Here is a 12,436-nt window from a genome sequence, read left to right on the forward strand (position 1 = left end):
CTGAGATTTTTCAAAAATGAAAAATACGATCGAAACAGGAATTTTATTAATTTTGTCGATATTGCTTTTAACCAGTGTGGCAAACGCTGCGGACACAGGCTGGGTGGCTCCGGGCGCAAATACAGGTGGATCAGGGGTGTCAAATCCACAAAATGCTCACATTGATAATACTTTATATGCATCCTTCTCCAACAATGGTTATTGGAACTGGTATGGTTATGCCTTATCCTCAATTCCTTCCGGGAGTATTATAGATGGTATTGAAGTAAACGCAAAAGGACGTGAATCTTCTGGTTGTAGTAGTTGTTATATGCGATTGCGACTAAGCTATGATGGCGGGGCGACCTGGACAAGTTATATCAATACTGCATCTTCATTTTAGACAACTACCATTTCGAATCATATTGCCGGAGGCCAGACAAATAAGTGGGGTCGTGATTGGACAAGAGACGAGATAGTGAATAATCTTAGAGTTCAGGCAAATTGGATTGGTTCTACTTCAGGACGTCTTACCTATCTTCCTGTAAGAATATATTATACTGAAGCGGTTGATATAACCCCACCCGTAATTACGTTAACAGGTCTAAGTTCGGTGACCGTCGAAGCAGGTTCAGTATATACCGATGCCGGGGCAACTGCACAGGACAATATTGATGGTGACCTTACTTCATCCATCGTAACAGGAGGTCTTCCGGTCAATACGAACGTACTCGGACCTCACACAGTTACTTATGATGTGACTGACTTTTCAGGGACTGTCATCGATAGCGTCCCAGCACATACACCACTTGCAGGAGTAATAGTTTCAACAACAGGCGGAATTTTATCAGTTACAGATGGATCCGGAAAATATTCACTTGTTGTCAATAAAGGATCATATCCATTGGCCGCATCGTATGATATCAGATATTATACAAATAGCTCTGTGACCGTATCCACAACGGGATTCACCAGTGTGACGCAGGATATCGAACTTGAATTGAAACCAACTGGAAATATAACAGGGGTTGTCAGTGTAAATGTTTAATGAGCATAGACAATTCCGGGATGCCTGGCATGATAGGCAGGCGCTCCCGACTGTATATGTGCTGGAGAACTCGAGCTAACTCTATACGAACTCACGAAGTCTGAAATTTTGAGTTTTACACACTCTGATGCCGGTGTATGTTAGATGGAAAATTTATGATACTAATAGTAATTATAATAATGCCCCTAATATAAAAAAGAAAGTTTTAAATACTTGCAGATATCTCTCAAATCCAGAACGGGTAGAAACTTTAGAGTGATGACCCGAAGGATAGGTGGTAAAAATGGTATCATATAACTTTTACAGAGGGCACCTCAGAACAGAGGTTGGAATAGCAATATTATTGATCATGTTGATGGTCAGCAGTGCAGATGCAGCTGTTCTTGAGGTAAACTCAAATCATGGGTCAGGAATACAAAGCATTGTTTATCCCACAATTCAAGGTGCTATAGACGGTGCAAGTGACGGGGATTTAATTATAGTCACAGCAGGTACATATTATGAAAATTTGACTATTTCAAATAAAATCAACCTTACGATAACAGGGGCCGGGATCGGTTCAACGATCATCCAGCCGAATGTTCTAAAGACTGCAGGTGTGGCACATAAATATGATACTGATATGCGTGTTGCATTATTTGTGAATAGATCAACGAACTTGACAATTCAGGGTGTGACTATTTCAGGAAGCGGTCTTGCCCCCAATGCAGTAGTTTTCTGGAATGCAGCAAGCGGGGAGATCAAAGACGCAAGGATAACGGATACGACTCCTATCACGGGGGTTCAGACAGGGCAGGGGGTAGCAGTTGATGCAAGTTCAGGCATGACAAGTTCCCTGAACCTGACAAATGTTCAGATCAACGGGTTTAATAAGAACGGCATTGATGCAGTAGATGGAAACGGGGGAACCAGTCCTGGCACTATTATAGTGAACTTAAATGGTGGGAGTATAACGGGTTTTGGTCCAACCGATAGGATAGCCCAGAATGGTATTCTCTTCTGGGAACGCGCCGGGGGCACAGTTGGCGGTTCCATCAATGGAGTGAGCATTTCTAATTTAGATTATACTCCCACAGACAATGAAGCATCAGGAATTTTGGGTTTCGTAGGTGGTCCGGATTCGATATCTAATAGCGTATTCTCAAATGTTGAGTTAGATATTTACGCAAGTGAAAATATCGATGCAAGCATTGGCAACACATTCGATGGAGTTGCAGCAAGCAGCGCCACAGATGCCCAGCTATTTGCCATCGAGGACATGATCTACCATAAAATCGATAATGCAACCCTAACTCTTGGCCTGGTAACGATCAAGCCGAACAATGTTTATGTTACTCCTGCCAGCGGCTCTATCAAGCGCGGTATTGATGCAGTCCCCATCGGCGGCACAGTTAACGTGGCTCCAGGGACGTATACGGAACCATCGACGATCGGTCCACAGATTTCGATAAGCAAGGATTTGTCGATAGTGGGTGCGGATAAAACTACAACAATAATTAAACCTTCGGCTGATACAGGAGTCGGACTTACAACTAATGATGTCAACGGATGGTTCCTTATTGATCCGGGAGTTACTTTTGATCTAAGCAATGTGACTCTGGATGGTGATGGAAAGAATATATCCCAGGCTATTCGTTCGCATGGTTCAGGGACGATCCAGAACAATATTATAAAGAATATGGGGTATAATCCTTCAACTGCCTACAAAGGCATGGGCATTGTTACGTTTGATGCTAATATGTTGATAAGAAACAACGAATTATCGAACATTGGCAGGATCGGCATCTACGTAGGCTCAGGTGTTACGAACTCGGTGATCAGCGGAAATACATATACTGGTAAAGGAAATGGCAACTGGCTCGACTACGGAATTGAAGTGGGAAGAGGAGGGAATGCCACAATTACCGATAATACGGTCTGTAATTGTACAGGCGTTGCAACCGTGGACGGATCGACATCAGCAGGCATTCTGGTAACGACTTATTATAACCCCGGAACATCTGCCACGATCACTGGCAATAATATATGCAATAACTCTGTCGGCATCGCGGTTGGATACAATGACGCAGATGCAAGCACAGTTATTGCGCATTATAATAATCTCACTGGCAATGGTGAAGGTGTAAACAGCACAAATGCAACTGTTGACGCCACACTCAACTGGTGGGGCAGCGATTCAGGCCCCGGACATGTTGGACCGGGAAGTGGAGATAATGTAAGCATCAATGTCCTTTATGATCCATGGCTTCCCGTTGATCTCACCCCTCCCGCAAGTGTAACAGACCTTGTGAATATGAGCTATGCGACGAACTATATCAACTGGACATGGACTGATCCAGCCGATCTGGATTTTGAAAAAGTGTTGATATACCTGGATGGGGTTTCAATGGGTGAAGTCCCAATAGGAGTTCAATTCTACAATGCAATAGTTTCTCCAGGAACTTACACCATCGGGACAAAAACAGTTGATGAGAGAGGAAATATCAATGCTACCATGAAGACGCATACTGCAACCACGATACTTCCATTGGTAAGGTTCATCAACGGCACAGTATTTGAAAGTCCTGATCCCCTCGCTGGCATCCCTGGAGTGACCATCACTATAGGCAGCCAAACAACCACAACGAATGCAACAGGCTTCTATTCGTTCGCGGTTCCTGATGGCTCATACAGCCTTACAGCAACATTAGATCCCACATATTATTCCAATAGCTCGATCCCGGTCTCAACGACAGGGGAAACTGTTGTGGTGCAGGACATTAAACTTCAATTAAAACCTACAGGAACAATATCCGGAAGTGTTAAAATAGGATAATGAGGTTTTATATTTTTTCAGAAATCCATGAGAGGGAGAAATGATTCAAAATAAAAAAAATAAACGGTGGAAAGTCTTAAGAAACGCGATCGGAATAACTATTTTGTTCCTGATCCTGGGATATGGCGGGGCTCTTGGTGCAACAATAACTCAATGCGGCAATATTGACTCATCAGGGGACTACGTACTTGGCCAGGATATCTGGAGCACAGGGAACATGGCAGTTTCGTCTTGCATTAATATAACCTCAAGCAATGTGGTTTTTGATGGTGAAAGCCATTATATTATTGGCAATTCAGCAGAGGTTGGTACGATCGGGGTTTACGTAAATAATCCGGCAAGCATTATTATAAATGTAACTGTAAAAAATGTGAACGTTACCCGGTGGGACTCTGGAATTTATCTAAAGGATTCATCTGATAATAATGTCACAGGCAACAATGCCTCAAATAACTCAAATGGGATAAAATTGTTTAATTCCAGCAATAATTTTATCTATAACAATTATTTTAACAATACAAATAATGTTATAATTGACTCAAGTGTAAATTATTGGAATACAACAAAACTATCGGGAAAAAACATTATCAATGGCTCTTATATGGGAGGCAACTTCTGGGCAGACCCGGGCGGTAACGGCTGGAGCCAGACATGCCCGGTCAATAATATTTATGGGATGTGCGATTCACCATACATTATCAATTCTGCCAACAAAGATTTCCTGCCGCTTACGAAATTACTCCCAACGCAAAGGTTCATTACCGGCACGGTGAGGGACAGTGTTACTAAAATGGGTATTGCAGGGGTGAATGTATCTCTTAATAACAGCAACTCAACTATTACCGATGCAATGGGGTTCTATTCTTTCGTGGTAGAGCCAGGTACATTTGAAATTACGGCGACTTTTGATATAAGGTATTATACGAATAATTCGGTAATCGTTTCGACAGTATCAAATCCTGTTGTGGAGCAGGACATTTTACTTGTTAAGAAGCCAACAGGAACGATAACAGGTAAGGTGTCCGGGTACAGTACGATTATAATATCTTCGCCTGAAAATATCTTTTACCACACAACTGATATTCCATTAATTGTTTCAGCAGATAAAGTAATCAGTTTATGGCAATATAGCTTGAATGGTGCAGTTAATGTCACATTCACACCACCTATCACTATAACAGCTTCACAGGGACAGAATAACCTGGTCGTATATGCACAGGATTCAACAGGCAATTGGGGTTCAAGTTCGGTTTCATTTTCTGTGGATTCGATACCTCCGGCGTCTGTGGATAACCTTCAGAATGTAAGCTATGCCCTTGATTATATCAACTGGACATGGGCTGACCCGGCAGATGAGGATTTCGAAAAGGTGCTTGTGTATCTTGATGGTGTCCCGCAGGGTGAGGTTCCAAAAGGAGTGATGTATTACAACGCTACTGGCCTGGAACAGGCAACATACACTATCGGTACAAGAACAGTGGATATCAATGGCACTGAAAATGCGACCCTGAGGACGCATACAGCAGCCACAATTCTTCCGGCAGAAAGGTACATTAACGGTACAGTAATGGAAAAAGGCACCACAAACGGCATTTCTGGTGTAACAGTGACCACCAATACCTTAGTTTCAACAATGACGAATGAAACAGGATTCTATTCACTGTCCCTTACTTCAGGCTCGTTTGACCTTACGGCAATGCTTGAGCCAGGGTACTATACTAACAGTTCGGTATCGGTGTCAACAGAATTGAGAGCTGTTACGATACAGGATATCGAACTTGAATTGAAACCTACGGGGAATATAACAGGGACTGTCAGCGGATAACGGTGCGAATAATAAAGGCAATTCCGGGAGGCCTGGCATAACAGCCGGGCACCCTGGAATAACAACAAGATATATATTATATATATATATATGTATAATATAGTAAGAATACTATATGAAATTAAGAACGAAAGGTATATAAGATAATGAATCTTAGATATTTTATCCACTTTAGGATAGGAGAGTTTAATGAAAATAATTGAAAATATGACAAACGGCTATCGGAAGATAGCGTCAGGAATAGCAATAGTGGCATTTTTAACATTAATGTACTTCGCATTGATCCCGGGCGGAACAATGGCAACATCATTCGTTACCGCAGTCAGTGGCGACCCGATAATCGGAGCATTCATTAAGCTTGTGGATTATCCGCAGTATAATGCTACATCAACGGGTCCACTTGGGGAATATACATTGAATAATGTGCCGTATGATGCAATAGCAGGAGGATCGACCTATACAATGAGAACTCGTGCGACCGGATATGCTCTAAATACTACCACCGTTTTTATTAACGGAGCGAGTGCGACTAAAGACATTCAATTAATACCTGGTTATAAATACACGGCGGCTGGCCAGATATACGGGGGCCAGTGGAGAACTAATTTCATAGTCGGTAATCTGGGGACCCAAGATACAACCTTAGATGTTAACTTTATTGATTTGTCAGGTATCACCAGGAATAATTCAGAGGATGTAATTTCAAATATGGCCTCAAAAGATTACACCTGGTTTGATAGAGCAGGTGCTATTGAAGGATCAGGAACAATAACTTCTGAACAGTTAATTGATACAGTAACCTTACAGAGAAGTAGTTCAGCAGGTAAAATAGGATTCTTTGAAGGAACACCATTGAACATCGAAAAAACCCAATGGTTTATGCCAGGTATGATCTTCTCTGGCCAGTGGAGATCAGGGTTTAAAGTTCTGAATCTTGGAACCGTTGATGCGGATGTGACTATGTATTGGTATAATTCAACCGGTGAATTGATAAACACAATAACCAGAACAATACCCCCAAATGCTGCGCCATATTATGATTGGAATACATATGGGTTAATTGCAAGCGGTAACTCACCACAAGCAGCTGAAGGTACTGTTACTATCGTCTCTAACAATGCTCAACCCCTCAGTGTAACCGCATCCCAGGCAAGTGAAACCGCAGGGAAATTTGGGTTCTGGAACGGCATTTATATGAATGACCAGAAAACTGATGTATTTGTTACAGGTCAATTATGGTATAATCCAGCATGGAGATCAGGCTTTAAAGTAGCGAACATTGGTTCAGTTGATGCTGATGTAACTATGTATTTCTATAATTCTGCAGGCACTTTGATAAATACTGTCAACAGAATTGTATCACCAAAAGCATCACCATACTTTGATTGGTATACATATGGATTTGTTCCAAGCGGAAATGTTGCAAGCGACGGCACTGTCAGGGTAGTATCAAATAATGGTACACCTATATATGTGGTAGAAAGCCAGGCCAGTGAAGTTTCAGGGTTTATTGATTTCTATCAGGGTGTAGAAATTAATGGAAATAAGACTGCTGGCCTCATTAACCTGAAATTTGGAGGCGGTGAGCGAAGTGGATTCAAGATTGCAAATCCAGGGAATTCGCCAATAACTGCTACTATCAAATTCTATAACGCCACTGGAGGACTTCTAAGAACTGAAACCGGTTTTAGTGTTCCTGCGAAAGGATCGCCATATCTTGCCTGGAATTCGTATACAACAGAACCTTCAGGTTCAGTGACTGTGGAAGCAACAGACAGGATCAGTGTTACAGCAAGCTTCGCAAGTGATACAGAAAGCAAAATGGGTATGTTCAAAGGAATAGCCGGACAATAAAGTGAATTATTATTCACTTTATTTTCATTTTTTTGCGGTTAAAACAATAACCGATCCAAATTTTGTATTATATTCTTTTTGTAGCCTAATTATTTTATGAATTAGATTTCCAACGATTGATTTTCTTTTTTCCCTATGATAAAAAGCTCCGCCCCCGGACGTAAAATAATGGAGGAATAATTGATAAAAATCATCGATCAACGGTGGTATTACAAAAAATCTCTCCTGACTAACAGAAGAAAAGTCAGCTTGTTTTAGACTGGATATTATATCTGCGGATTTAAGAGGACTATATGGGCCAAAAAAAGAATATATCCCGGATTTTCGAATATCATCATCAAATTTTATTTTAATTAATCTATGAATCAATCCATAAAGAGAATTCCTGGACCTGAAAACAATTATGAATCTACCATCATCCTCGAGAACACGTTTGATCTCTGAAAATAGTTTATCATAAGCTTGGGGCGGAATTCGTTCAAGTTTGAAAACACAAATCGCATTAGATATACTTTTATCTTTTAATGGAATAAAATCATCATAAATGAGCGGTTCGATTTTTCTATTAACAGCATATGTTGTGAACAGTGATGTTTCGCTTCCGAGGTTTAAACTAAAAATCTTCATGTCAGGATAATTATTAAGTAATGAGCCGTCATAAGAAAATATATCCAGGATATTATCATATTTTTCTCTTGAAAGTATATTTTGAATTAATTTTATTTCCATTTCATTGACAATGTCCATTCTTGTTCCAAGATCGGTTTTTCTGCAATAACGTTCCTGGAAATCTCTCACTGAACTGAGTGTCCATTTATTGGCATCATGGGAGAATGTCTCTTTGCTATATTTAGAAAAATAATTTTGATGTACAATTTCTTCAAGTGCTCTTCTTTTTGGTGGAGGTAGCTGTTTTTCAGGATATCCCAGCAGTATGAAGGCCACTATAAAAAGCTCATCTGGAATATTCAGTATTTGTTTGACTTTTATCTCTTTTCCGAAGCTATTAAGGTATAGTGAACCAATCCCCAATGAAGTCGCCACGAGGAGCATGTTTTCAATAGCAGCAGATGCACTTTGTATCCCTTCTTTGATATTTCCTGAATGATAACACACAGCAATTGCAATAGGTGCTTTCAAAATAAGCTTTGAAGCACCAGCTTCCGTGGTCAATCTTATTTTCAGATCATTATCCTTTATAATGATAAATTGCCATAATTGTTGATTGCAGGCAGAAGGTGCCCATTGAGCACTTTCTAAAATCAAATTCAAACAATCATCAGGTATCTTTATGGGTAAAAAAGATCTTACACTTCTTCTGGTTTTAATTATATCGAATATTGGATTTTCTACTGTAATATAAATACCTCAATAAATCTAAATTTAGAATTGCTACAAATCTATCTATTGATAATCATAAGTATTAAATAGTTATTACTTATGTTCAGAATTATGGTTTATGAGACTTATAGGTTATTTATTCTTGAAAATACTCCTCGAATGTTAACTCAACTTGACCGGGATAAAGATTCACCAACTTATGGCTCTTTTGACAGGGACTTCTGGCATTATAAGATAAGAGATTTCTCTTCAATAGTACTGCAGCAGGGATGTCTTTCTTTAGCACGGTTATATTCAAATAATTTTGAAGGTAATATTTATTTTAAAAATGAAAAAATATGCAATTGGGCAGCTGGTGCCGTAGATTTTTGGCAGCGCGTACAGTTAAGCGATGGGTCTTTTAATGAATATTATCCTTTTGAACATGGTTACCCGCCAACAGTATTTTCCCTCTATAGTGTATCTGAGACCTGCAGATTGCTCAATATTGTTAATCCTGATGTTACAGAGGCGATATTAAGATCATGTAAATTCATCTCAAAGCTGAGAAGTCATGGCGCCTTGAATCAAGATATTGCGGCTATTGCTGCAATGTATAGTGCATATCTCTTGACCCGGGAAAAGTGGATACTCAATCAACTAAATGAGAATATCAGGAATATTTTCTCCCTTCAAACCGGGGACGGCTATTTTCCAGAATATGGGGGAGCTGATATTGGATATCTAAGTGTTTCTCTTGCATGTCTGGCTGAATACTATACATTAAGCGGAAATGAGAATGTGACCCGTCCATTGGAGAAAATCCTTGATTTTATTCAGTATTTTGTCCATCCTGATGGAAGCATTGGGGGAGAATACGGAAGCAGGAATACTGAATATTTCATGCCGGCCGGGCTTGAAATTCTCGCCACCAGAATTCCACTTGCTGGTGTAATTGCAGATAAAATATTTAAAAATCCACCAATATTTCATCATTCTATTGATGATCGTTATTTAAATCATTTTATATTGCCTTCTTATATCAATGCGCTGATATTTTATAAAAAAAGAAATAACAATAATATTGCTCTACCATACGAATCAAAATTTCATAAATATTTTAAAAATGCTGATTTATTTATAAATAGTTCTGAAAAGTATTATTCTATCCTTTCCACATCTAAAGGTGGATTATTGAAAATCTTTAAAAAGGATGAAAAAGATAAAGAACTCGCCTGTGATTGCGGTTATAGAATAAAAGATGATGATAATATTTATGTAACAAACTGGATCGATAGCAGCCAGGCTGTTAATGTCGAAGATAATCGCATCAAGATAAATGGTCACTTTCATCAGGCCAGATTCCTTGAACCTACGCCGTTGAAACATATCGGATTACGAATTGCATCATTTTCAATGGGACATCGGTTAATACCGATGCTGAAGGACCAGTTAATTAAGGGAAATAAGAAAACTGACATACTTTTTAACAGGGAAGTTATTTTTAAAGACGATTCCATAGAAATCAATGATTCTATAGATTCACAAAAGAAAATAAAAGAATTATCCTTTGCAGATCGTTATTCTCTAAGATATGTTCCTTCATCCAAATTTTTTAATCAAAATGAATTGAAACCTCATTTGTCAAAGACATTTAAGAATTTTAATGAAATTGAAATAAATAAAATTATCGATCTAAACACTGAAAATGTATGTTTTTCATTTAAAATAAAAAACAATCCAAAATAATAATCCAAAATTCTTTTAGGATTATGTGTTTTTCTTTTCATGCCCGGATCTTAAAATGAATAAATATCCAATTAAGCTGGGAAATAAAGTGATCATTAAAAAAAGTAATGTTGAAAAAGAAAATCCTATCTCTGCATTTTCACCCAATGCCTTGAAACTCATAATGGCAATATATTCCCTTAATCCAAGCCCGGATATAGTGATCGGAATATTCCCAATGAGCACAATTATTAGCCATGTGAATGCGATGTATGGATTTGCTCCGTTGCTCAAAGCTTTTAGTATTATTACTGCCAGAATTATGTTTATTAAATAATAGCATATCGACAAGATAATAAGTTTAGATAAAAGTCTAATATCGCTCTTAATAAAATGAATAGTGTATATGAATTGTTTTGAAGAACTGATTTTCAAATTCATTAAACTTAGCAAAAAAGATATTATTTTTTTATTTAAAAAAATAGCACTTAAAACAATAAAAATAAAAAATGAAAAAACAGATGCTAAATATAAATTAGTATCCTTAAAAAGAAATAATATAGACAATATACTTAATATGATCAACACAAAAACATCAATTACTTTATCCCAGATAATTGTTGGAATAGTTATTGATTTTTCAGAATCCAAATAATACGCTCTTGCCACTTCACCCGCTTTTCCAGGTGTAATCATTCCATAAAAATTGCCTATCAATAAAACCCTAAATAGTTTAAAAAAATCATATTGGATCCCTACCGAACGCAGTAAAGTATCCCATTTTAATACCCTGATCGAATATAATAACGGAACAAAGAGTAAACTGAGGAGTATTAAAAATATGTTACTGTTAATCATTACTTCATACACTTTGGAAAAATCCAGCTTAAGGAGCACAAAAGAAAACAGCAATATAGTTGCTAAAACTTTCAAAACAAATTTTTTACTCATTGATAGGTAATTTATATTTTCATTTTCTCATCATATCAGCCATCAATGCCATAAAGATCATCTGCACGCCTACGATAATTAACAAGGAAGTCAATATAACCGCAGGAGTATGACCAATAAATCCAACTAAAGCGTATTTATAAACGAATGCAGTTCCAAATATAATGCCGAGTACGATAAAAATAATACCAGGGACACCAAAAAACCTCAAGGGATCATAATCTCTAATTGTCCTGAGGATTATTATCCACGCGCGCCAGGCATACGAAAGCGGGCCAGACATCAGGCGTGAATCTCCAGCGCTTCTTTGATAAAAATTTATAGGAATATTTGCTATTCTCCATCCTTCCCTGGATGCTTTTACGATCATCTCTTGAGTATAAGTAAAATCCCCATGTATCTTGAGTGTCTCAAAAACCTCTTTGCGCGTTGCACGAAAACCTGTTTGACCGTCTCTTATATCAGCGCCAGTTAACCTGCGAAGCAGCCATGTGAAAGCTTTGTTACCCAGCTTTTTGATCCAAGGCATCTCATATTTAAGGTTTTCAAGCCTTGAACCAAGGACGAGATCGGCTTTGTTATCAATGATGGGTTGAATGAGTTTGGGTATTTCTTTCGGGTCGTATTGGCCGTCAGCATCGATCTGGATAACGATATCGGCGCCGCGTTTAATTGCTTCATCATAGCCTCGCTGGATGGTCCTGCCCAGACCGCGGTTTACGATGTTGTCTATGACGGTTGCGCCGGCGCTTTTTGCGATCTCGGATGTGTAATCTTTACTGCCGTCGTTGATCACAAGGATCTCATCAACAAAGCGGGAGGTGGCTTTGATCACGTCTTCTATAGTTGATTCTTCATTATAGGCCGGGATTATGGCTATGAGTTTCATATTTTGATCGTTTTATGTATCTGTATT

At 38.7% G+C, this 12,436-nt stretch carries 9 protein-coding genes; 6 read left to right on the forward strand and 3 right to left on the reverse strand.

Annotated elements, in window-relative coordinates:
- The first annotated feature begins 16 nt into the window (after positions 1 to 16).
- The 5 genes from CL181_RS00270 to CL181_RS00290 all read left to right on the forward strand — a co-directional run bounded on the left by CL181_RS00270 (position 17) and on the right by CL181_RS00290 (position 7,521).
- Positions 17 to 382, forward strand: coding sequence for a hypothetical protein (locus CL181_RS00270; RefSeq protein WP_097297249.1), 366 nt, complete (start codon positions 17 to 19; stop codon positions 380 to 382).
- Between the two features lie 75 nt (positions 383 to 457).
- A complete protein-coding gene (locus CL181_RS00275) occupies positions 458 to 1,027 on the forward strand; it encodes an immunoglobulin-like domain-containing protein (protein WP_176504976.1) in 570 nt (189 codons plus the stop codon).
- 283 nt (positions 1,028 to 1,310) lie between these two features.
- The gene (locus CL181_RS00280; protein WP_097297251.1) at positions 1,311 to 3,842 is read left to right on the forward strand and encodes a right-handed parallel beta-helix repeat-containing protein; all 2,532 of its coding nucleotides are present in this window, start codon (positions 1,311 to 1,313) and stop codon (positions 3,840 to 3,842) included.
- Between the two features lie 40 nt (positions 3,843 to 3,882).
- Entirely contained in the window at positions 3,883 to 5,667 is a 1,785-nt protein-coding gene (locus CL181_RS00285) for a NosD domain-containing protein (RefSeq protein WP_097297252.1), read from the forward strand.
- 189 nt (positions 5,668 to 5,856) lie between these two features.
- Entirely contained in the window at positions 5,857 to 7,521 is a 1,665-nt protein-coding gene (locus tag CL181_RS00290) for a hypothetical protein (protein ID WP_097297253.1), read from the forward strand.
- Positions 7,522 to 7,545: 24 nt separating this feature from the next.
- Here CL181_RS00290 and CL181_RS00295 read toward each other — a convergent pair whose 3' ends face one another.
- Positions 7,546 to 8,886 (reverse strand): nitroreductase family protein, encoded by a 1,341-nt coding sequence (locus CL181_RS00295; RefSeq protein ID WP_097297254.1) that lies wholly within the window; start codon positions 8,884 to 8,886, stop codon positions 7,546 to 7,548.
- Between the two features lie 87 nt (positions 8,887 to 8,973).
- Here CL181_RS00295 and CL181_RS00300 point away from each other — a divergent pair, with 87 nt between their 5' ends.
- Positions 8,974 to 10,590: a hypothetical protein gene (locus CL181_RS00300; RefSeq protein ID WP_097297255.1), complete on the forward strand. Its 1,617-nt coding sequence runs from the start codon at positions 8,974 to 8,976 to the stop codon at positions 10,588 to 10,590.
- Between the two features lie 21 nt (positions 10,591 to 10,611).
- Here CL181_RS00300 and CL181_RS00305 read toward each other — a convergent pair whose 3' ends face one another.
- The gene (locus tag CL181_RS00305; protein ID WP_217993035.1) at positions 10,612 to 11,502 is read right to left on the reverse strand and encodes a lysylphosphatidylglycerol synthase transmembrane domain-containing protein; all 891 of its coding nucleotides are present in this window, start codon (positions 11,500 to 11,502) and stop codon (positions 10,612 to 10,614) included.
- A 37-nt stretch (positions 11,503 to 11,539) separates the two neighbouring features.
- Entirely contained in the window at positions 11,540 to 12,409 is an 870-nt protein-coding gene (locus tag CL181_RS00310; RefSeq protein ID WP_097297257.1) for a glycosyltransferase family 2 protein, read from the reverse strand.
- Positions 12,410 to 12,436 lie beyond the last annotated feature (27 nt).

This window comes from Candidatus Methanoperedens sp. BLZ2 (genome assembly GCF_002487355.1).
Lineage (GTDB): Archaea > Halobacteriota > Methanosarcinia > Methanosarcinales > Methanoperedenaceae > Methanoperedens.

Excerpts from the sequence above, each read along its gene's own strand:
- CL181_RS00270 (WP_097297249.1), top strand. The coding sequence starts at position 17 with ATGAAAAATACGATCGAAACAGGAATTTTATTAATTTTGTCGATATTG.
- CL181_RS00280 (WP_097297251.1), top strand. The coding sequence starts at position 1,311 with ATGGTATCATATAACTTTTACAGAGGGCACCTCAGAACAGAGGTTGGA.
- CL181_RS00285 (WP_097297252.1), top strand. The coding sequence starts at position 3,883 with ATGATTCAAAATAAAAAAAATAAACGGTGGAAAGTCTTAAGAAACGCG.
- CL181_RS00290 (WP_097297253.1), top strand. The coding sequence starts at position 5,857 with ATGAAAATAATTGAAAATATGACAAACGGCTATCGGAAGATAGCGTCA.
- CL181_RS00300 (WP_097297255.1), top strand. The coding sequence starts at position 8,974 with ATGGTTTATGAGACTTATAGGTTATTTATTCTTGAAAATACTCCTCGA.
- CL181_RS00310 (WP_097297257.1), bottom strand. The coding sequence starts at position 12,409 with ATGAAACTCATAGCCATAATCCCGGCCTATAATGAAGAATCAACTATA.